The sequence below is a fragment of the Oceanicoccus sp. KOV_DT_Chl genome (genome assembly GCF_900120175.1).
Classification (GTDB): Bacteria; Pseudomonadota; Gammaproteobacteria; order Pseudomonadales; family Dasaniaceae; genus Oceanicoccus.
In genome coordinates this window covers 434,665-456,556 of sequence record NZ_FQLF01000001.1, presented here as the reverse complement: position 1 = coordinate 456,556, position 21,892 = coordinate 434,665, and the positions used below count along the sequence as shown (strand labels likewise).

Here is a 21,892-nt window from a genome sequence, read left to right as displayed (position 1 = left end):
TTATCAAGGCCTAAATTGGCACTCCCTATGGAAGGCTAAATAAGACTGATGCTTTGTATGTACGCTGACTGACATCCCCTGCTCTATTCCTAATGTACGATAATCTTCTAATTGTTGTGAGATGCGGATTGTGCCTGACTCTTCAAACGTTATATAGCCAAGGTCGAACACCTTATCCAAATTAGGTAATAACAATAAGCCATTGAACATATCCAATCCCTCTTGGTCTTCTGACTTTGACCAAGGCTTAATATGCGAAGCGACCAAAAAACGCACATCCCGATAACCAGTAACCGCGCATCCCTGCCACTGTTCAATTAATTGACTGCGAAATTTGCCCTGACCGATGCGGGTATTGACCAGTGCTGATTTATCGGTGGCGGTAATGGTGTTGTTACTGAGGATTTGTTCAATGTCATCACGCAATACCTGACCGGTAATGTCGTTTAAATATTCAGCGTACTGACGCAAAGCCGCGCTGTACATGCCCTTGCCTTTGGTGTTTTTTTCTTGAAAGGTGGGTAGTTGCTGAATGGGATCAAGCAGTGGATGTAACTGACTAGGCTCTGTGATGAGATTGAGTTTTGTGTTAACCAAGCCAGCGTCAATAGCCCAATGGCTGATACTGCCTTCTATCGCGCTCGCATAATTCTTGGCGGTCTTTTCAGCCTTACCAATACTTTGCAGCCATTGTTGGAAACCTAATGATTCAAAACCCGCAACCAAAACCATCCCCTCATGTTTATGCGAGCTTCCTACCGGTCAATCCATAACCAAAATAGTTTTAAAATCCTTTTAATAACCACCGGATATCCATCCGCCTAGCCAAGTTGTTAGGAAACTTATTGTTATAATCTTATATCAACACACTATGAGTATTTACACAATAGTGCTTCGTAAGTAATTAATCCTATAGATCAGATCATTACAGCCAGAATAGTGAGCCATCAACATGAGGACGCAATCAGTAAAATATCCCCCGGAATTGCTGTACTCCAATGCTACGAATTGTTGTAGTAAGGAGTTATAAATAAATCCGGAGGAAATTTGCTCTTTCGCACGCTGTAGCTCTGGATCCTCGATCGGGGTCGAGGATGACTGCTGAATGTCTAGGGGCCTGGATCCCCGATCGGGGTCGAGGATGACTGCTGTCTTTGGAGGGTCGGGGATGACTGCTGCCTTTGGAGGGTCGTGGGTGACTGCTTACTGTCTATGGGGTTGCAGATTTATTATGAGTAGCAGTGCAACCTGATCGGGAGTACCAGTTACGAACTACTGGGCAATTGGTTAACGAACAAGCCCACCACCACCGTCCACACCCTCCCCCAAATCAATGTACAATACGCCCCCTCAACCCCCTTCACCCATGAATAGCGACCCAGCATTGAACTCTTCAGCCGCCATCAGCAACCCGCGCTTTCTTTTACAGTACCTGCTGCATCACAAAAAATCCTATGGCTTTGGTATTGTGCTGATTTTTGTAACCAATTGGCTGGCGGTGAATATCCCGGTGCATATTGGACTGAGTATTGACTTGCTCAGCGGGGAACTGGCAAAGAACCAACAGCAACTGGTGTATAACATTGCGCTGGTGATTGGTTTTGCGCTGATGATGATTGTCACGCGCACGGTGTCGCGGGTTTTATTCTTTAATCCTGGCAGAGCCATTGAGCGCGAGCTCAAGGATGATGCCTTTGCAAAGCTTACCAAGCAGCAGAAGGATTTTTATGACGGCCACGAAACTGGCAAATTGATTTCTATTGTTAATAACGATATCAATGGGGTGCGGGCGCTGGCAGGCATTGTGATGCTGCAGATTTTTAATATTTTCTTTGCGCTGTCGTTGACGCCGGTGAAGATGTGGGGGATTTCACCGTCCTTGACCCTCTACTGTATTGTGCCGGTGATCGTCACTTTTTTTATTGCTCACCGCGCCATTGCGTATATGCGGCAGATGGTGAAAAAGCGCATGGGCGAGTTACAAACCCTGTCCAGTCATACCGTGGGTATTTTATCCGGCATTGAAGAAATTAAATCGTATCAGGTACAACCCTGGGCGATTGCTGAGTTTGATGTTCACAACCAGGCCATTCTGGCACGCTCGTTAACGCTGGCACGGATTCGCACGCTGGTGCTGCCGATCATTGGCTATACCGACCGGATCATGAAGGTGTTGATTTTAGCTGTTGGTGGGAGCTACTTGATTGATCAAGGGCTGACGATTGGCGAGCTCACTGCGCTGTTAGCCTACGCCACGTTATTAGCGATGCCGTTTATTTCGATGGGGATGATTTTTTCAGCGTATCAAACCGGCATGGTGAGTTTGGAGAGTTTACGTACTATTCTCGACCAGCCTGTGGCCGCGCGCGAACAACAGCACTTGAGTTCCGATGATCGTGACACGCTGTTTACTCAGGGCATTGAAGTTAAAAACCTTAGCTACCGTTACCCTCAAGATGAGCAGTACACCTTAAAAAATATTAGCTTCACAATTATCCCCGGCCAAACGCTGGGTATTCTTGGCAAAGTGGGCGCGGGTAAAAGCACGCTGGTGAATTGCCTTAATCGCTACCTTGATGTTGACCCCGGGCAGGTATTTATCGATGGCCGCGACGTTACGGCCATATCCAAAAGTGATTTGCGCAGCGCGGTGCGTACTATCACCCAGCAACCGTTTTTATTTTCAGATACGGTGGCCAATAATATTCGATTTGGCACCGATGACATTGACAGTGACGCAGCTGACAGTGAAAACAATACCGAAGCACTCAGTTTAGACACAGCGTTAATGCAAAGCGATATGCGCAACGAGGTCGATCAATTTCCACAGCGGGAAAATACGCTGGTGGGAGAAAAAGGCATTCTATTATCTGGCGGCCAAAAGCAGCGCCTCAGTCTGGCACGCGCCATGTATACCCCGAGCAAATTAATGATTCTCGATAATGTGTTATCGGCGGTGGATAATAAAACGGAACGGTTTCTACTGGACCAGATTTTTAATAACTTGCGTAGCCAGTGCACTGTCATTGTGTCGCACCGTGCCAGCGTGCTGGAAAAGGTCGACCATATACTGGTGCTGGAAGCTGGCGAAATAGTGGCCCAAGGGTCACACCAGCAATTGCTCACCACATCGGATTATTATCGTGAGACTTGGGATTTGCAGCAGGATGCAAGTCAAAAGCCGCAACCGGATATCAATAAAGGCCCGCAACTATCAGACGAAGGTAAAGACTAATGTCAGCACCTACGACTGAAGCCACCGCGCAAAAAAACACTACCAATACGCCACCGCAAGAGCAGGCCGCGGCCGGTTTTGACTGGCTCCTGATCAAACGCTTTGTCAGTTTTTTAAGCCCCTACCGTTTCGATGTCACCCTGGGCATAGCGTTTATTCCCTTCTCGGTGTTATTCAGTGTGCTCTACCCCTGGCTGATTATGCGCATCATTGATGAGCAATTGGTACCGGCAAAGTTTGACGGCCTGTGGCTTTGGATAGCGCTACTGCTAGGCGTATTAGTGGCCAATTATATTAGTGATGCGATTTATAATTATTCCCTGCAAAAAGCCTCACAAAAAGCCATTTTGGATTTACGCAAAGTGATGTTCAGCCGGGTATTGTATTTCCCCCGCCGCTACTTTGATAAAACCCCGCTGGGTGTCACTTTAACGCGACTGACCAGTGACCTGGAAGCCATCAACGAAACCTTTGCCCAGGGCTTTCTCAGCATGGTAAGGGATTTGCTCACCACGCTGGCACTGCTGATATTTTTGGCTACCATCAGTTGGCGGCTAACGCTGGTTTTGTTATTAGTCGGCCCGTTGATTTATTACATCACCGAAAAGCTGCGACGACTGATGCGCGATGCCTTTGTTAAATCCAGACAGGTGTTGTCACAGGGTACCGGCTATTTGCAGGAATGCCTTAACGGCATCAAAACCGTGCAACTGTATGCCGCAGAAACCGCCGTGCATAAACAGTATCAGCACTTCACCTCCACCTTCGAAAAAGCGCAGGGGCGCTCTAACTTCTTCGACTCTGCGCTGTACTCGCTGATTGAAGGGGTGACAACCGTGAGTCTGGGCTTGATCATTTGGTACGGTGCGGGAGAAGTATTGACGGCAACGATTACCGTCGGGGTATTAATTGGTTTTATCAATTCGCTGGATAAAATTTTTGTGCCGATTCGTGATTTCACTTCGCAACTGGCATCCATTCAACGAGCGCTGGCAGCGATGCAGCATATTGAAGAAGTCTTCGCCCAACCACTGGAAGAACAAGTAACAACGACTGAACCTGCCATCGATGCCCGACTCAACACATTCGAATCGTTAGTATTTGATGATGTTTGGTTCCGCTATAACGACGATGGCCCGCAAGTATTGAAAGGTATTTCCTTTACCTTGAACAAGGGCGAAAAAATTGCATTGGTCGGCACCACCGGTTCTGGCAAATCTACCATCCTGCGCTTGTTAACCAAAACCTATGACAACTATCAGGGCTCAATCACCCTCAACGGGATTGAATTAACCACTATCCCCAAGGCCACGGTCAGAAAGTTTTTTTCCTTAATGCAGCAGGAAGTATTTTTATTTAATGACAGTATTGCCTTTAACATTGGTCTGGGCAGAGCCGGTATTACTGACGCAGACATTGTGGCGGCTGCCAACTATGTTTACGCCAATGAGTTTATTGAGCAATTACCTGGCGCTTATCAATTCCAGTGCCGTGATAATGGTGGCAATTTGTCGGTTGGCCAGTCGCAACTGATTGCCTTTGCCAGAGCGATAGCCGGCGGCAGCGAAGTGGTGATGCTGGACGAAGCCACCAGCGCGGTGGACTCGGTGACTGAGCAGTTAATCAAGCGCGCCATCGATCATGTATTTATGGAAAAATCGGTTATCGCGATTGCCCACCGTCTCAGTACTATCCAGCACTCCGACCAGATACTGGTATTAACTAACGGTATCATCAAAGAGCGCGGTACTCACCAGAGCCTGGTCGCCGCCGATGGTATCTATGCCGATCTATTGCTCACAGCGATTTAACCCCCAGTGAAAAATACCGTCTGCTGATTAAGAAAATAACAAGCGCTGAAAAGAGGACAGATAATCCCGCGTCATTTCATTTCTGACCTCGGGTATTAAATCAGCTAACGACGTGAAGACTCTGGCCTCACTGAGAAGAGCCGGGCTTACATGGCTGCCAATTTGTTTAAAACCCATCGCCCAATCAGGGAAGTCTCGCTGGCTAATGGTGTATTCCTGCAGCACTTCAACTTTGTCATGCCGTGGATCCTGTTTGATTATCTCGAAGCGCTCACGTACGGCATCGTCGGGGCCTTCCAAAACCTGTAAAAACAAGTCTTGTTGGTACAATAAAATCCCCGTTATGTTCAGTTGTCGATTATTGCGATGACTGCTCTTTAATATGTTTTCAACATCAATGGCACTGAGTGCGTTATGTGAATGACTGCTGTAAATAAGGTGGATCATAGGTGCCTGTGGTTCCATTAATACATGACTTAACATTATTACTCTATTGATACAGTACTCTATTTACTATGATTGAATCTGACAAGTGTACGACCCCAAATACCCCTGTTACCCATTTCGTCGCCTTAGGCTAGCGCCCTAACAGCTTGTAACTGATAGCCTCCTTGCTTCAATAGTGTTAAAGACCAATTAGCTACTACTTTCACAAGACTACATGTCCCGCGCCACGGATTTTTAAGTTTAAAAAAAGCCGTTTTAATTCAAAAATAAAAAATTCTGGATAAAATTAATCAGGGTTTATCTATCTGAATTCAATTTTCTTTGTATGAATAGCATCAATCCAAATATTAACGCTGAATGTAAATCTATTGCATTTGCGAAAAAAAGGTGGCTACGACTGTGCCTGCAAGGTATCAATCCTGGACACTTATATGACTGATACTAAAGAGATTACTATCCAGAACACAACAACACTGACCACTCCCGCGATGCTTTTATAAGTACTTATTACTATAAGCACAGGTGTATATACTTGCTTTTTAACATAAGCAGTATGTGGATATGCCTATAGTCGTTTTTTAAAATTGTTACTACACTTATCGGTTATATGGTCGATATATTTACTATTGCATAAAACAGCCAATCATAAAACTTTGTTTTATAAATTGTCGCAGTTAGCAACTTAAACATCCTGCGCTCATTAATAATGAAACGCTTATTTATTGATAAGGGATACTATTAAATGAAGTGGATAAAAAACCTATCTATCAAGTACAAAATTTTTATTATCCCAGCTGTAGCTATTCTCGGGTTTATTCTTTATCTGGGCATTAACTACAACGTAACCAAAGCCAATGAAGCGCGCATGGCATCTATAGGCAGTGTTTATTTTCCGGTATTGGAAAAAGCCGCGTCGAATATTGTGTTACTGGAAAGAATTGATGAGCTGCTCAATATTGCTATTTCTAATGGCGAGATGGAAATGGCCACTAGCGCCCAAAACACCCGCAACGCCATTCTTGCTTCGCTTGATGAATTATCAAAGTTAGAGCCTGGCCGCAAAAAACAAATCGACACCATGGCCTCGTCGCTAAATAACTATTTTGATAATGCATATAAATTAACCTTATCAATGATCGACGGCACTGTAGATTTCAGTGCTATCAACAGTCTGGTTGAAAGTAAAAACACCTTACAAACTACTGCAAAAACGAATTTCAAAAATTTTCATAGCGATAGCCTTAAAATGTTTGAGCAGGTTTTAGCGGACTCTCTAGCGGCTACTGACAATGCTATCAAAATGGGCTTTCTCATTGGCGCACTGGTTATTGTTCTGCTCCTGACGATCTCCTTTAGCATTGTCTATATGATTACCAATAATCTCACGGCCATTACCGATTCATTGAAAGATATTGCACAGGGCGAAGGCAACCTCACTTTGCGTATAGAGCAAAAAACTGAAGACGAGATGGGTGATCTTGTTTACTGGTTCAATCATTTTGTGGACAAGCTACACAAAACGATGGGCGAAGTTATTTCAGTGATTGAGCCTTTATCGACTGTGGCGCAACAATTAAGCTCGATGGTTTCAGAATCGTCATCGGCATCCAGTGAACAATACCGCATTGCCGAAACCGTCACACAATCGATTGATGAACTAATTGTGACCGTTAGTCAGGTAGCAACCCATGCATCCGATGCGGCAACAGCGGCAACCGATGCCGATACAGAATCCAAAGAAGGCCAGTTAATTGTTAACAAAACCGTCAGCACCATCGGTGAGCTGGCATTAGAAATTACTTCTGCATCTGAAATTATTATCAAGCTGGAATCAGACACTGACAACGTGGCGCAAATTCTGGATGTGATCCGCGGTATTGCCGAACAAACCAATTTGCTGGCACTGAATGCGGCCATTGAGGCCGCCCGCGCCGGTGAGCAAGGTCGCGGCTTTGCAGTGGTGGCCGATGAGGTCCGCACGCTGGCATCACGCACCCAGCAATCGACCCAGGAAATTCAAAAAGTTATTGAGCAACTGCAGGACGCCGCCCAAATGGCGGTGGAAGCCATGCAGACAAGTAAAACACGCGCGGAAGACAGTGTGTCACAAGCGGAAAAAACCGGCAGCACGCTGGAACAAATCACTACCAAGGTTGCGTCTATCAACGATATGAACCATCAAATCGCAGTAGCCACTGAGGAGCAGAGTAATACCTCACTGGCGATCAAAGATAATGTCACAGCCATGCAGTCTGCCTCTGATATATCGATTAAAGCCATTCAGCAGGCGGATGAACTCACTCATTCATTAGAAAATTTCTCAAAGCAACTGGGCGATGTAGGTCGTCAATTTAAAGTTTAAGTAGTCGTCGTTAACTATAGTGCGTATGTCCAGGTATCAGAACTTGATGCCGAAGCCATACCTATTATTTACCAACATGATTAGGGGTATTGCATGAATAATCTTTCAAAAAAAGTGGGATCGTTAATAGCTGCATGCTGTTTAACAACGTCAGCCCATGCCGCGGATATAAATTGGAGCGGCTTCGGCACAATTGGTGTCGGTCAAACCCTGGACAGTGATTCGGTTTACCGAACGAATGCCATCGCAGGCGTTAGTAGCGACCAAAACGGCAACCTTGACGACAAATTAACCTTTGATGCTTTATCGATCATTGCTTTGCAAGCGAGTTCCAACCTCGGTGACGGCTTAAATGCCACCGTACAAATTAAAGCCGCTGGCGCCGATAGCTGGGATGCCAAGATTGAATGGGCATACTTGAGCTACGACCTGACGCCAACCTTAAAGGTGCAAGCTGGCCGTAAATTGATCCCGATTTATAGCTACACCGATTCAATCGATGTTGGCTACACCTACCACTGGATTCGTCCACCGGCTGATGTTTACTCAGTCCCTGCCAATAAGTATGACGGGGTTAACCTGATGTATCAGGATTTCTATGGTGATTGGGAGGTTAGCTCTAATGTATTGTTTGGCCGGCTCACTGATGACGAAAACGCTTATGGCAGCGACAACCCTCTAAGCTATAGAGTATGGGGCGGCTCAGTAGAAGCCACTCTGGACGATTGGGCCACCTTTAGGCTTGCTGGTTTTAAATATGAAGAGTTTGATATCCAGGGCGATGTAGGCGGTGGTCTAGAGCTATCCCCTTTCAACGCAGAATACTTCGGTGCTGCCGTTAAGTTACGCCCCAGCGACAACCTGTTTATTGTTGCCGAATACACCTGGTATGAGACAACCGCTCCTAATCTCTCTTATGAAACGGCAGAGGAACTAGCAGGCTTGCCAGCCGGCTCACTTGGCACAGGCCCTATCCCGGATGCAAAACTGGCTAATGATCTTGACGCGGCCTGGTTCGTCTCTGCCGCTTACACGATGGGAATGTGGACACCACACCTCACCTACTCCGTCCAGGAGTTTAAAGATCAAGGTTCTAATTTAGCGCTGCTAGATGCAGGCGGTAGCGTTGTCGATGTAAACACCATCATTGTCGGCGCCCGTTATGATTTTCACCCCTCCGCCAGCTTGAAGATGGAATACCACATGTATAGCGACGACACCAAAACGGCTGGTGCTGCTACGCCACGGTTTGGAAACGATGACGATAATACCGATGCCATCCAAGTTGCTATTGACTTTATATTTTAAGGGACGCGCTATGAACAACATTAAATTGAATACACTGCTTGCGTCACTGCTGTTAATAGTCGGCTTGGCTGCACCAGCCAGTAGCTATGCAGAGATCGCTATTATCGTTCACCCGAGTAATGCCGGCGCTGATGACCCAACGTTATTAAAACGCATTTTTCTTGGTAAAGTGAAAGCCTTCAGCAACGGCAACGCAGCAACGCCTGTCGAGCTGCCTGAAGGCAGCGCAACACGATCAACCTTCAATAGTGATTTTGTCGGCAAGTCGGATGCACAAATGAAATCCTACTGGGGACGATTAGTGTTTACGGGCAAAGCTACTGCACCGTTACAGGCGGCATCTGACGAAGCAATGGTGGAGTCGGTATCTAACAACCCGAACCTGGTGGGCTATATTGATGCATCCAAAGTCACGGATGCCGTTAAAGTGGTACACCGCTTTTAACCGCTAAACCAAATACCTACGCTAAAGCCGATGGTTAACGCCCATCGGCTTTTTTATGGCGTCGAGTTTAATCACATCCCTCCAGCACCCTTTACATCAGATAGTTATTATTAAACCTCTCGCGACTAGATCTGTGCTAGACTCCTTTAATTGCGATAAAATCGCATGATATTTTATCTCAATTTAATGTAGGTATCGTCATGAGCCTTGCGAAGCAAGTAAAAGAACAGTTTGACCAGCTGCCAGCAGGTGGTGTGATCGCCAGCCGCACGCTTCATAAATTATCTCCTGACAGCCAGCAGGTCGATAAGGCGGCTTCTCGCCTGTACAAACAGCAGGGACTCAATAAATTACGCAATGGGCTCTTTTACAAACCCTACAAGAGTAAATTCTTTGGCGACCTGCCACCTAGAGAAGAAGAAGTCCTCCGCTCAATCAGGGAGCAGCACGATGTTCAGATCAGTCCATCTGGAGCTTTGGCTGCTTATGAGATGGGATTGGCAACTGACCTGCCGGAGTCGATCATCTATGAATCTGATAAGCGCATCAGTCCTATCAATCTGGGAAATCACATACTTTACTTCCGCAAAGTCGATGGCAAGAAGCTTTTTGCCGTAGAAGGCTCACTACTCAAAACGCTTAAGGCACTTGAGTTCCTCTATAAAGAAAATAAAGCGCTTACGCCTTTGCAGGAAAAACGTATTCAACGGCTACTCAGCCGCTATCCTAGTACACAACTTGCCAATGCTACTGCGCTATGGCCACGTTGGTTTCAAGACGAGACACAGGACTTAATCAAAACCATAATTCAGCCTTATATTACTGGACTAAGTGCACTCAACATTCCTTATCAGGGCAAACAAGCCGACTGGCATCAGATGGGGATGCTCAACAATAATAAGTTTCAAATCGCTGGGAAGAATTACGAAAGCGCTCCAGGGCTTACCGATAAAGAATTGTTTGACTGCAGCGACTTTCTCAGCAAGCACGATATCACTATGGGTACAAACCTCTGCGCCACCCCATTACGCGCTATCAAGGATATCCTTTTCACAAGTATTCTTAAAAAGAACCAATACCCCAGCTTTTTTATGCTCGATCAATTGATGCTGGATATACCCAGCAACGCCATCAAAGAAGCTGTAGATGAATTGCTGTCACTAGCAAACGACAAGCAGAAGAAATTACTTATCACATGGGTGAATGATAATGAGCTTATCTAAAGAGCAACGGGAAGAGCACCTGGAAGTCATGACCGCGATTTGCCACGGGCTCCGTAAAAAGGAACTACCCATGGTACTCAAAGGCGGCACTGCGCTAAGGCTCTGCTATGGATTGGATCGTTTTAGCGAAGACCTCGACTTTGACTGCGCGAAATCCCTGAAACTGGAATCCCCGATCAAAGAAGTATTTACCCAGCTGGGAAAATCCAAGGCCCATCTACGAAACCCTGATATCACCATCAAGAAAGATACCGACACGGTAAAACGCTACCGTGTTATTTATGCAGGGGATGTAAACCTCAAAATCGAAACCTCACTGCGAGGAACACCTAATGACGACGATATAATCGAAATCGATGGCATCCTGACTTATAAGATCAGCAAGCTAATTCAGCAGAAATTAGGGGCTATGAATGGCAGAACTGCTGCCCGAGACCTGCATGATGTTATCTATCTCTATGAGAATTTTTTCGACGATTTTGGTGAGCAGGAATTAGAAGAGATAACCCTACTCTATAATAATCAGTCTTCTATTCTTGAAGAATACAACGCCGCCTATAGCGAAGACACGATTCTCTCCATTGCAAATTTATTGGAAGACTTGAGTAAATTGATCGACCTCTACGAAGAGAGAAATATCGGCTAAGTTATCATTGGGAGTTACCCATTACCTCTCCCCCGGATTACCCCTTAGATATAACATTTACATGTTGATAAATAACCTTTAAAAAAAAGTTACACTAAATGTTACACTTTTATCAACGATAAGATGACTTAAGACCTTTAAATTACTGATTTAATTGCAACAGCCTCCCACTCCAGAAACAAATAACCGCCAAACACCAGTGTGTGTCGGATAAAAATACCATATGAATCAAAAAGTTATAGACAGTGAAAATCATACGCCCATGATGCAGCAGTACTTAAAAATCAAGGCTCAGCACCCCAATGAAATCGTGTTTTATCGCATGGGTGATTTTTACGAATTGTTTTTCGACGACGCCAAACGCGCGTCCGAACTAATGGACATCACCCTCACCGCTCGCGGTAAATCCAATGGCCAACCCATTCCGATGGCGGGTATCCCCTATCATTCAGCGGATGGTTATTTAGCCAAGCTGGTGCGCTGTGGTGAGTCGATTGCGATTTGTGAACAAATAGGCGACCCAGCGACCAGCAAAGGCCCGGTTGAGCGCAAAGTGATGCGAGTGGTCACTCCCGGCACGATCAGTGACGAGGCATTATTAGAGGCACGTCGGGATAATTTGTTATTGGCGATCAACCCCGGCAATGGCCGCTATGGTTTATCGACATTGGATATTGGTAGCGGTCGCTTTCAAGTACTGGAAGTGGATTCTATCGACGCGGTGCTGAGTGAATTACAGCGACTGGACCCGGCGGAGGTGTTGATCCACGAGGATCTCGCCCATGATGATATTCTCGCACGCAACGGCGTGCGCCGTCGCCCACCGTGGGAGTTCGAGCTGGAAACTGCCGAGCGCCTGTTAACCCAACAATTTAATACCCGCGACCTCAGCGGTTTTGGCTGTGCCGATTTACCACTGGCCATTGCCGCCGCTGGTTGTCTGCTGCAATACGCCAAAGAAACCCAGCGCACTGCCCTGCCGCATATTCGCAGCCTGATTCATGAGCGCCGCGAGGACAGCGTGATTCTGGATGCGGCCACGCGCCGCAATTTGGAAATTGATACCAATATGAGCGGTGGTGATCAGCACACGCTGTTGTGGGTGATGGATAAAACCAAAACCGCGATGGGTGGCCGCCTATTACGGCGCTGGTTAAACCGGCCGCTAACCAATCGCGAAACCCTCCAGCAGCGGCAAGCGGCGATTAGTGCGCTGCTCAAGGATTACCAGTTTGATACCTTTCGCGACTGCTTGAAACCGGTGGGCGATATGGAGCGCATTTTAGCGCGCGTTGCATTGCGCTCGGCGCGACCCAGGGATTTATCGCGGCTCTGCCAATCGCTCAATGTGCTGCCTGAATTACAACGCCAATGTGCAGCGATTAATGCCCCCTTAATTAACCAGCTCGCCACCAATGCCGGTAACTATCCTGAGCTAACGGCTTTACTTGACCGCGCGATAATCGAAAACCCACCGGTAGTGATTCGCGATGGCGGTGTGATTGCCGCAGGCTATAACGAAGAACTGGACGAGCTGCGTAACCTCAGCAGCAATGCCGGTCAGTTTTTGGTGGACTTAGAGGTGCAGGAAAAACAGCGCACCGGTCTCAGCACCTTAAAAGTCGGCTACAACCGGGTACATGGTTACTATATTGAAATCAGCCGCGCGCAATCAGAAAAAGCACCAGTGGAATATATTCGCCGCCAAACGCTGAAAAATGCCGAGCGTTTTATCACTCCCGAATTAAAAGTGTTTGAAGACAAAGCTCTCAGCGCCAAAAGCCGTGCCTTAACGTTGGAAAAAGCACTGTATGAGGAGTTGATCGAACAACTCAATGAGCAACTCGCCGCCTTGCAAACCACTGCCGCCGCGTTGGCCGAACTGGATGTACTCGCCAACCTCGCCGAACGCGCCGATCACTTGAGCCTGAGCCAACCGACCTTTAGTGAGCAAGCTTGTATCAATATCGAACAAGGGCGGCACCTGGTCGTCGAGCAAGTGTTGGACGAGCCGTTTATTCCCAACGATGTCCACTTTGATAATGAGCGCCGTATGTTGATTGTCACTGGCCCGAACATGGGGGGTAAGTCGACCTATATGCGGCAAACTGCGGTGATTGTGTTACTCGCGCATATTGGCAGTTTTGTACCTGCTACTGCCGCCACCTTAAGCTTGGCTGATCAAATTTTCACCCGCATTGGTTCCTCGGATGATTTGGCCGGTGGCCGGTCGACCTTTATGGTTGAGATGACCGAAACAGCGAATATTCTGCACAATGCGACCGAACACTCGCTGGTGTTAATGGATGAAATCGGCCGTGGCACCAGTACCTTTGATGGTCTATCACTGGCTTGGGCCAGTGCCGTGCATTTGGCCAGTCAGGTCAAAGCCTTCACCCTGTTCGCTACCCACTATTTTGAGCTGACCGCGCTGCCGACTGATTACCCACTAGCCCACAATATTCACCTGGATGCTACCGAGCACAATGACCATATTGTGTTCCTGCACAGCATTCAGGAAGCCCGGCCAGCAAGAGTTATGGCTTGCAGGTCGCCAAACTGGCGGGAATTCCAGAAGTTGTGATTCAAGCGGCAAAAGCCAAACTGGCCAGCCTGGAAAATGGTGATAAGCCGGCTCTAACCGCGGAACCGGCACCTATAACTTCAACTAGAACTTTTGACTCAGCATCCAAACCGGGAACTGCAGTAGAATCCCCACTGCAATCTGATCTGTTCAGCGCGGCAAGTCACCCTGCTATTGATGAACTGGGGACGATTGAACCGGATGATCTGAGCCCTAAACAGGCGCTTGAATTAGTCTATAAACTGAAAAAAATGCTCAATTAACAATTGTTTAGCCAAAAATCAGTCTACATTTTAAAATTCTAGTGCTAGACTACGCGCCGTTAACAAATCACGACCCAAGCTTCCTTAGAACGCTGAACATATATTGAAAGAGGCAAGACCGAAATGACATTTGTAGTTGGGGAACAGTGCATTAAGTGTAAGCACACCGATTGTGTAGAAGTATGCCCTGTTGACTGTTTTTATGAAGGCCCAAACTTTCTGGTAATCCACCCTGACGAGTGTATCGATTGCGCTCTGTGTGAACCGGAATGTCCTGTCGATGCAATCTACTCTGAAGATGAGCTACCGGAAGATCAGCAAGTGTTTATGGAACTGAATGCCGAGCTGGCTGAAGTATGGCCAAACATCACTGAGATGAAAGCCCCCCCTGAAGATGCTGAAGACTGGGCTAACAAGCCAGACAAATTACAACATCTGGAGCGCTAATACGGCGACTGACATTACCATTAAGAAAGGCGACTGTTTAAGTCGCCTTTTTTATTGCCCGCAAGAAAGTAATCCCTTATAAAGCGGCTTAACAATAACAATGACCGAGCAGCCACATGATCGCCCATCAGGAACAGCTAGCATTACAAATCAGTTGCCAGCAAGGCGCTGCGTTTGCAATGACGCCACAACGTATTCTGGATTATTTCCCCGGCGGCGTTGGCTGCGGTACCTTTACTCCCGGCCAGGCGATTTACTGCTACAACACTGCCGTTGTATCGCTGCTGGAATTAATTGCAGTCGATGAAGATGACTTAGGTAGCATCTTATTATCAATTAAAGTGACCACCGCCCCCTTTAGCCAAGTCCCGCTATCCGCTCAGGAAATTAAAACCGCGAGTTTTTTCAGCATGATTGAAGACTGGCAATTTGAAGCTCTGTCCAACGGTAGCTTACTCACCAAAACCTGGCGTGATATCAGCGTCGAGGGCGACGCCATGGAAATGGCCGCCATCGTTCGTGACTCTGCGATTACCGAAAGCCAGCAATTGATTAGCCGCTGGAACAAAGCGGGCCTCGCCGAATAAAACCCATTACCTCCAACTTTCCGAGAGTACAGTCATGCAACGTTTTGATAATAAAGTTATTTTAATTACTGGCGCCTCTTCCGGTATCGGTGCCGCCACCGCCAAACGGCTCGCCAGCGAAGGCGCTAAAATTTTTGGCGTGGGACGCAACATCGATGACCTCGCCATCACCCAACAGGCCATCGAGCAATCTGATGGCGTGGCTTCTATGCAACCAGCAGATATTAGCGTGGCGCACAATTGTCGCGATGTCGTTGCACAGTGCATCGAGCACTATGGACGTTTGGATGTACTGATCAACTGCGCAGGCGGACATGTATTTCGCGCCCTGCATGAAGTGACAGATGAATTGTGGCTGCAGGATTTAGCGGTCAACCTCGGCAGTGCTTTTTATCTCAGTCAGGCCGCCATACCGCAACTGTTAGAAACCGGCGGTAATATCGTCAACATCGGTTCACTCGCCAGCGTACAAGGGCAAGCGTATTCCGCCACCTACTGTAGCGCCAAGCACGGTATCATCGGCCTTACTAAAGCACTGGCACTGGAATTTATAAACCAAAACATTCGCATCAATGCCGTTTGCCCTGGCGGCACCAACACGCCGCAGATTGCCAAAGTCGGCATGCCTGAAAATGCAGACTTCGATTTGATTATGCGCACCGCCGGCGTACGCGGCATGTCAGAAGCAGAAGATATTGCTGCAGTGATAGCCTTCATCGCATCAGATGATGCCAAAGCCATTCACGGGTCAGTGTATATGGCGGATCAGGGGAAAACGATTGGTTAAACCAATTCGTCATTCCCGACCTGATCGGGGATGACTCAAAATATTAAATCAAGTCGGGGGTGACATAAGTCTATCTATGATGCTTTGGGCTTTGGGCTTTGGGCTTTTAATCCTGCTCCTACAAAAAAACTAAGGCACAGGCCTCACCGCTTTGCGGCGAATAATTTCTTTATAGAATGTTACGCCCTGCACTTTTGGATCCACATCACAGGTATGCTTTTTTTCATCATAAAGCATCGGGGTACCGACATAGCTTTCTAACGTTACCAAATACATCTTGGCATTAGTATTAAAACGCGTGGAGTGTTCATTCACCACTAACTGAATCAAATTACTATTGCGTGAACGCGCTTCGTTCATACATAAATCGACAGCATCGCCGTAGTTAAAATGCACCATATAGTAATCATCACTAAAACCATCAGCAGCCACATCGATATAATCTTCGGTATCCATAACGTCAGCACTGGCTGATACGTCTGTTTCAGCAAGCACACTTTCGGTGTCTTGCGCTGATGCAATCACCATCGGTAGATAGAAATAAAAATAGCCCACCGCAGTGGCATTAATAACCAGCAACACGGCGACACCGATAAAAATAAATTTTATTTTTAAACTCATATCGATTTAACAACTAATCAATAACGGTTTAATTACGCTGGCACGTACTCTGCCAGCCCCCTATACAAAAGACAGGCTACTTATAAAACGGCTTTGGGATAGGACCCAAGGATTTTCAACATTCTGGAATGGTCAGATAAATCAGACAAGATGCTACTGACTTTTTCATCGTGCTGATGACCTTCGAACTCAATAAAAAACACATAAGCCCATGTATCTCTACGCGAAGGCCGCGTATCGATACGGGTCAAACTCACTCCAGCAGTATGAAACGGCTCTAACAGTTTTAATAATGCGCCAGGTTTATTGCTGACCTCAACAATCAAGGAGGTTTTATCACTGCCACTGGGAGGCGTATCCTGCTGACCAATAATTAAAAAACGGGTGGTATTATTAGCGTAGTCTTCAATGCTGCTGGCTAATTTCATCAAACCATATTGCTCGGCAGCAATATCACCTGCTACCGCAGCAATAGATGAATCATCTCTGGCCATGCGAGCGGCTTCTGCATTGCTGGCAACCGCCACCAGTTCAATACCCGGCCAGTTATTTTCCAGCCAGTTACGCGCCTGCGCCAGTGCCTGCTGATGGGCACAAATAGACGTGATCGTATCGGAGCTTGCAGTGGCGTTAGCTAATAAATGTAACTGGATGCGCAATTCTACTTCACCACAAATTTTCAGTGGTGAATCCATGAAGTTATCCAGCGTGTGACTCACCATACCTTCGGTGGAGTTTTCAACTGGCACGACACCATAGTGACACTGACCTGATTCTACTTGATCAAAAACATTAGCAATACTGGGCTGCGGTAAGCTCACCACTGCCTGCCCAAAATGCTTTATCGTTGCCGCTTGGGTGAATGTCCCTTCAGGGCCAAAATAAGCCACTTCCATGGGCTTTTCCAAGGCCAGACAAGCCGACATGATTTCACGAAAAATACGCGCTACCGTCTTGCCATCCAACGGCCCTTGATTGCGATCAATCACTTTTTGCAATACTTGTGCTTCACGCTCGGGGCGATAGAACAACACCTTTGATACATCGGCGTTACCGTTATCAGCAAACTCTTTCAGTTTAGTTTGCGCCACCCGCTCGGCACAGCCTGCTCGCTGATTGATTAACTGATGTATCTGCGTATCGATTGAATCGATTTCCTGGCGCAGTTGTTCTAGATCCTTGTTGTCTGACATTACCGTTCAGCCGCCCTGTCTGGGTTTAAATTAATAGCTATTGAAATTAATAAAATTATGCCCGAGCTTCAAAGTCTTTCATAAACGCAATCAACGCATCGACAGCCTCTTCCGGTACCGCGTTATAAATACTGGCACGCATACCACCGACACTGCGGTGCCCTTTTAGATTAAGTAAACCAGCAGCTTCTGACTCAGCTAAAAACTGTTTTTCCAAGTCGGTGTTAGCCAAAGTGAAAGGGATATTCATCCACGAACGACTGGCCACCTCAACCGGGTTTGCATAAAACGCGCTGGCATCAATAAAGCCATAAAGCTTTTCGGCTTTACGACGGTTCAACGCTTCAATCGCTGTTAAGCCGCCTTGATCCTTTAACCACTGAAACACCAATCCGGCCAAATACATTGAGTAGGTTGGCGGCGTGTTATACATGGAATCATTTTCCGCAGCGACCTGATAATCGAGCATGGTTGGACAATGTGCGCTGGCTTTACCCAATAAATCCTTGCGTACAATAACCATGGTCAAACCGGCTGGGCCGATATTTTTTTGTGCACCGGCGTAGATCAACCCAAACTGATTAACATCAACCGGACGAGATAAAATTGTTGACGACATATCCGCTACTAAGGGCACATCGACTTGCGGTGTCCACAAAAACTCAACCCCACCGATGGTTTCATTTGGCGTGTAATGCAGGTAGGCGGCATTTTTATCTAACTGCCAGCTATCAACAGCGGGGATAGTGGTGAAATTAGTATCCTCGGAGCTGGCAACAACATTAACATCAGCAAAACGCTTGCCTTCTTTAATCGCTTTTTTCGACCACTGACCGGTATTCACATAATCAGCAGAGCTTTTATCGCCCAGCAAATTTAATGGTACGGAAGCAAACTGGGTGCTGGCGCCGCCCTGTAAAAACAATACCGCGTAATCATCAGAAATATTCAGCAGCTCACGAAAATCCGCTTCCGCTTTATTGGCAATAGCGACGACTTCTGCTGAGCGGTGGCTCATTTCCATCACCGACAAACCGGCACCCTGAAAATCAACCAGTTCGGCAGCGGCTTGCTGTAACACCGCTTCAGGTAATGACGCAGGACCAGCACAAAAATTATATTTACGGGACATCTAATAAAACCTCAACAATAAAAACGAGCCCGGCGTTAAAATATTAACGCCGGACGATTAATCTATTACTCTTCTGTATCTGCAGGCGACTCATCACCTGCATCATCGACACTTGCTTCAATCATCGCAGCCGCATCATCAACCACGCTTGCGGGGGCTGCATCGATCGCGACCACTTCATCGGGCTCTTCGATACGCTCAACGCCCACCACATGCTCACCTTCTTTCAAGCGAATCACACGAACACCTTGAGTGTTACGACCTAAGACCGAAATTTCATCAGTGCGGGTACGCACCATAGTGCCCTGATCAGAGATCATCATAAGCTCATCGCCATCGAACACTTGTACCGCACCGACAATGGCACCATTGCGATCGGAAGCCTGCATAAAGATCATGCCTTTATTACCACGTCCCTTGGTTGCAAACTCCGTGAACTCGGTGCGTTTGCCATAGCCATTTTCCGATACGGACAACATCCGGCCACCCTCTTTAGGCACCAGCAAAGAAATCATTTTATGGCCTTCGTCCATGCGAATACCGCGAACACCTTTTGCGGTACGACCCATTGCACGCACATCGTTCTCATTAAAGCGCACCGCTTTACCCGCAGTACTAAACAACATAACGTCACAATCACCGGTAGTCACTTCTGTACCAATCAGCACATCGCCCTCTTCCAGCTCCAATGCCCGCAAACCAACACTGCGCTGGCGCGCAAAATCCGTTAATGCGGTTTTCTTCACGGTGCCGTTGGCAGTCGCCATAAAGATATAGTGACCTTCGGTGTATTCATTGACTGGCATAATAGACGTGATGCGCTCGCCTTCATCCAGAGGTAATAAATTAACCATTGGACGACCACGCGCATTACGACCCGCTAAAGGAATATGGAATACTTTTAACCAATACACTTTACCCACATTGGAGAAACACAAAATGGTATCGTGGGTGCTGGCAATGACCAGATGTTCAACATAATCTTCGTCTTTTACTGCGGTCGCAGATCGTCCCATACCACCGCGACGCTGCGCCTGATAATCACTCAAGGCCTGGGTTTTGGCGTAACCGCCATGAGAAATGGTTACCACACGGTCTTCTTCAGTGATCAAATCTTCTTCAGTTAAATCACGCAGCGATTCAATAATTTCAGTACGACGCTCATCGCCATACTCGGCCACGATAGCAGCCAGCTCTTCGCGAATGATGGCCATCAACTTTAATGAATCACCCAAAATAGCTAAATACTCAGCAATTTCGTCTAACTTTTCCTGATACTCTTTCAGCAGTTTTTCATGTTCAAGGCCAGTCAGTTTTTGCAAGCGCATATCGAGAATAGCTTGCACTTGTGCTGGCGATAAAAAGTATTGGCCATCGATAAAACCAAAACCTGCGGGTAAATCTTCAGGACGGGAAGCGGCGGTTTTCAAATCGCTGTCGCCAATGCGCTCCAGCATACCCATGACTTCGCCAGGGGCCCATGCTCTGGCAGATAATTTATCTTTCGCCTCAGCTGTAGTGTCAGAGGCTTTGATCAGCTCGATCATTTCATCGATATTGGAAATCGCAACTGCAAGACCTTCCAGAATATGACCGCGTTCGCGGGCTTTTCTTAACAAGTACACGGTACGTCGCGTGACCACTTCGCGACGGTGCAGGATGAAATATTCTAATAATTGTTTCAGATTTAATAATTTTGGTTGGCCGTCAACCAGCGCCACAATATTAATACCGAATACATTTTCTAACTGGGTTTGCGCGTAAAGGTTATTCAGGCAGACATCACCCATTTCACCGCGTTTCATTTCAATCACGACGCGCATACCGTCTTTATCAGACTCGTCACGCAGTTCTGAAATACCTTCGATCTTTTTCTCTTTTACCAAATCAGCGATTTTTTCAATCAAGCGCGCTTTGTTTACCTGATACGGTAACTCGTGAATGATAATAGTGTCTTTATTGGTTTTTTCATTGCTGATGACTTCGGCACGGGCGCGGATATAAATACGACCTTTACCAGTGCGATAAGCCTGCAGAATCCCAGCACGACCATTAATGATTGCCGCTGTAGGGAAATCAGGACCAGGAATATAAGACATTAACTCTTCGATAGTGGTATCGGGGTTATCAATCAAAGCCAAACAGGCGGTTACCACTTCATTCAAATTGTGCGGCGGAATATTGGTCGCCATCCCCACCGCTATACCCGAGGAACCATTGATTAACAGGTTGGGGACTTTAGTCGGCATAACGGCTGGAATTTGCTCGGTACCGTCATAGTTAGGCACCCAGTCGACAGTTTCTTTATCCAAATCCGCAAGAATTTCGTGGGCAATTTTACGCATCCGGATTTCGGTGTAACGCATCGCCGCGGCAGAGTCGCCATCGATGGAACCGAAGTTACCCTGACCATCAACCAGCATATAACGCAGTGAAAATGGCTGCGCCATCCGTACGATAGTTTCATATACCGCCGAATCACCGTGCGGATGGTATTTACCGATAACATCACCCACCACACGGGCAGATTTTTTATAGCCTTTGTTCCAGTCGTTGTTTAATTCGCTCATGGCAAATAACACTCGACGGTGAACTGGCTTTAATCCATCCCGAACATCTGGCAAAGCACGCCCGACGATGACACTCATGGAGTAATCAAGGTAGGATTTTTTCAGTTCGTCTTCGATATTTACCGGCAGGATTTCGTTACTTGCGATGTTGCTTGATTCAGCCATATGAAATGCAATTCCTGATTATTTTAGCTTTGTATTACTTATATTATCGGCTTAAGCGCCCAATCT

The 21,892-nt window shown here is 46.8% G+C and carries 16 protein-coding genes and 1 pseudogene; 11 read left to right on the top strand and 6 right to left on the bottom strand.

From position 1 onward, the window contains the following. Window positions 1-3: 3 nt before the first annotated feature. Window positions 4-726, bottom strand: a complete 723-nt coding sequence (locus UNITIG_RS02070) for an HNH endonuclease (RefSeq protein WP_159931051.1) — start codon at window positions 724-726, stop codon at window positions 4-6. A 640-nt stretch (window positions 727-1,366) separates the two neighbouring features. Here UNITIG_RS02070 and UNITIG_RS02065 point away from each other — a divergent pair. Beyond that, window positions 1,367-3,235: an ABC transporter ATP-binding protein gene (locus tag UNITIG_RS02065; protein ID WP_235015207.1), complete on the top strand. Its 1,869-nt coding sequence runs from the start codon at window positions 1,367-1,369 to the stop codon at window positions 3,233-3,235. Then, on the top strand, window positions 3,235-5,046 hold the full coding sequence (locus tag UNITIG_RS02060; RefSeq protein WP_101756878.1) for an ABC transporter ATP-binding protein: 1,812 nt from the start codon (window positions 3,235-3,237) through the stop codon (window positions 5,044-5,046). The genes UNITIG_RS02065 and UNITIG_RS02060 overlap by 1 nt, the downstream gene beginning before the upstream one ends. A 27-nt stretch (window positions 5,047-5,073) precedes the next feature. On the opposite strand, the gene UNITIG_RS02055 is transcribed toward UNITIG_RS02060, so the two are convergent. Next, complete coding sequence (locus UNITIG_RS02055; protein ID WP_101756877.1) at window positions 5,074-5,529, bottom strand: BLUF domain-containing protein; 456 nt, start codon at window positions 5,527-5,529, stop codon at window positions 5,074-5,076. Between the two features lie 706 nt (window positions 5,530-6,235). Here UNITIG_RS02055 and UNITIG_RS02050 point away from each other — a divergent pair. The 9 genes and pseudogenes from UNITIG_RS02050 to UNITIG_RS02010 all read left to right on the top strand — a co-directional run bounded on the left by UNITIG_RS02050 (window position 6,236) and on the right by UNITIG_RS02010 (window position 16,145). Next, a complete protein-coding gene (locus UNITIG_RS02050) occupies window positions 6,236-7,855 on the top strand; it encodes a methyl-accepting chemotaxis protein (RefSeq protein ID WP_101756876.1) in 1,620 nt (539 codons plus the stop codon). 93 nt (window positions 7,856-7,948) lie between these two features. Continuing rightward, window positions 7,949-9,163, top strand: a complete 1,215-nt coding sequence (locus UNITIG_RS02045; protein ID WP_101756875.1) for a porin — start codon at window positions 7,949-7,951, stop codon at window positions 9,161-9,163. Window positions 9,164-9,173: 10 nt separating this feature from the next. Then, entirely contained in the window at window positions 9,174-9,608 is a 435-nt protein-coding gene (locus UNITIG_RS02040) for a phosphate ABC transporter substrate-binding protein (protein WP_101756874.1), read from the top strand. 200 nt (window positions 9,609-9,808) lie between these two features. After that, window positions 9,809-10,831, top strand: coding sequence for a DUF6088 family protein (locus UNITIG_RS02035; protein ID WP_101756873.1), 1,023 nt, complete (start codon window positions 9,809-9,811; stop codon window positions 10,829-10,831). After that, on the top strand, window positions 10,818-11,477 hold the full coding sequence (locus UNITIG_RS02030; RefSeq protein ID WP_159931049.1) for a nucleotidyl transferase AbiEii/AbiGii toxin family protein: 660 nt from the start codon (window positions 10,818-10,820) through the stop codon (window positions 11,475-11,477). The genes UNITIG_RS02035 and UNITIG_RS02030 overlap by 14 nt, the downstream gene beginning before the upstream one ends. Window positions 11,478-11,700: 223 nt before the next feature. After that, a pseudogene (mutS, locus tag UNITIG_RS02025) lies at window positions 11,701-14,324 on the top strand (DNA mismatch repair protein MutS). A 123-nt stretch (window positions 14,325-14,447) separates the two neighbouring features. Next, entirely contained in the window at window positions 14,448-14,771 is a 324-nt protein-coding gene (fdxA, locus tag UNITIG_RS02020) for a ferredoxin FdxA (RefSeq protein ID WP_101756871.1), read from the top strand. 116 nt (window positions 14,772-14,887) lie between these two features. After that, window positions 14,888-15,358: a hypothetical protein gene (locus tag UNITIG_RS02015; protein WP_101756870.1), complete on the top strand. Its 471-nt coding sequence runs from the start codon at window positions 14,888-14,890 to the stop codon at window positions 15,356-15,358. 34 nt (window positions 15,359-15,392) lie between these two features. Then, entirely contained in the window at window positions 15,393-16,145 is a 753-nt protein-coding gene (locus UNITIG_RS02010) for an SDR family NAD(P)-dependent oxidoreductase (RefSeq protein ID WP_101756869.1), read from the top strand. A gap of 129 nt (window positions 16,146-16,274) precedes the next feature. Here UNITIG_RS02010 and UNITIG_RS02005 read toward each other — a convergent pair whose 3' ends face one another. From UNITIG_RS02005 to gyrA, 4 genes are all read right to left on the bottom strand, one after another. After that, complete coding sequence (locus UNITIG_RS02005; RefSeq protein WP_101756868.1) at window positions 16,275-16,766, bottom strand: hypothetical protein; 492 nt, start codon at window positions 16,764-16,766, stop codon at window positions 16,275-16,277. Between the two features lie 80 nt (window positions 16,767-16,846). Beyond that, a complete protein-coding gene (gene pheA / locus UNITIG_RS02000; protein ID WP_101756867.1) occupies window positions 16,847-17,959 on the bottom strand; it encodes a prephenate dehydratase in 1,113 nt (370 codons plus the stop codon). Between the two features lie 55 nt (window positions 17,960-18,014). Next, window positions 18,015-19,091, bottom strand: coding sequence for a 3-phosphoserine/phosphohydroxythreonine transaminase (gene serC / locus UNITIG_RS01995; protein ID WP_101756866.1), 1,077 nt, complete (start codon window positions 19,089-19,091; stop codon window positions 18,015-18,017). A gap of 65 nt (window positions 19,092-19,156) precedes the next feature. Further along, complete coding sequence (gyrA, locus tag UNITIG_RS01990) at window positions 19,157-21,826, bottom strand: DNA gyrase subunit A (protein ID WP_101756865.1); 2,670 nt, start codon at window positions 21,824-21,826, stop codon at window positions 19,157-19,159. Window positions 21,827-21,892: the final 66 nt, after the last annotated feature.

Bases quoted from the DNA above. Each gene is read 5' to 3' on its own strand.
- UNITIG_RS02005 (WP_101756868.1), bottom strand. From the start codon at position 16,766: ATGAGTTTAAAAATAAAATTTATTTTTATCGGTGTCGCCGTGTTGCTG.
- UNITIG_RS02030 (WP_159931049.1), top strand. From the start codon at position 10,818: ATGAGCTTATCTAAAGAGCAACGGGAAGAGCACCTGGAAGTCATGACC.
- UNITIG_RS02050 (WP_101756876.1), top strand. From the start codon at position 6,236: ATGAAGTGGATAAAAAACCTATCTATCAAGTACAAAATTTTTATTATC.
- fdxA (WP_101756871.1), top strand. From the start codon at position 14,448: ATGACATTTGTAGTTGGGGAACAGTGCATTAAGTGTAAGCACACCGAT.
- UNITIG_RS02040 (WP_101756874.1), top strand. From the start codon at position 9,174: ATGAACAACATTAAATTGAATACACTGCTTGCGTCACTGCTGTTAATA.
- gyrA (WP_101756865.1), bottom strand. From the start codon at position 21,826: ATGGCTGAATCAAGCAACATCGCAAGTAACGAAATCCTGCCGGTAAAT.
- UNITIG_RS02035 (WP_101756873.1), top strand. From the start codon at position 9,809: ATGAGCCTTGCGAAGCAAGTAAAAGAACAGTTTGACCAGCTGCCAGCA.
- UNITIG_RS02010 (WP_101756869.1), top strand. From the start codon at position 15,393: ATGCAACGTTTTGATAATAAAGTTATTTTAATTACTGGCGCCTCTTCC.
- pheA (WP_101756867.1), bottom strand. From the start codon at position 17,959: ATGTCAGACAACAAGGATCTAGAACAACTGCGCCAGGAAATCGATTCA.
- serC (WP_101756866.1), bottom strand. From the start codon at position 19,091: ATGTCCCGTAAATATAATTTTTGTGCTGGTCCTGCGTCATTACCTGAA.
- UNITIG_RS02055 (WP_101756877.1), bottom strand. From the start codon at position 5,529: ATGTTAAGTCATGTATTAATGGAACCACAGGCACCTATGATCCACCTT.
- UNITIG_RS02060 (WP_101756878.1), top strand. From the start codon at position 3,235: ATGTCAGCACCTACGACTGAAGCCACCGCGCAAAAAAACACTACCAAT.
- UNITIG_RS02065 (WP_235015207.1), top strand. From the start codon at position 1,367: ATGAATAGCGACCCAGCATTGAACTCTTCAGCCGCCATCAGCAACCCG.
- UNITIG_RS02045 (WP_101756875.1), top strand. From the start codon at position 7,949: ATGAATAATCTTTCAAAAAAAGTGGGATCGTTAATAGCTGCATGCTGT.
- UNITIG_RS02015 (WP_101756870.1), top strand. From the start codon at position 14,888: ATGATCGCCCATCAGGAACAGCTAGCATTACAAATCAGTTGCCAGCAA.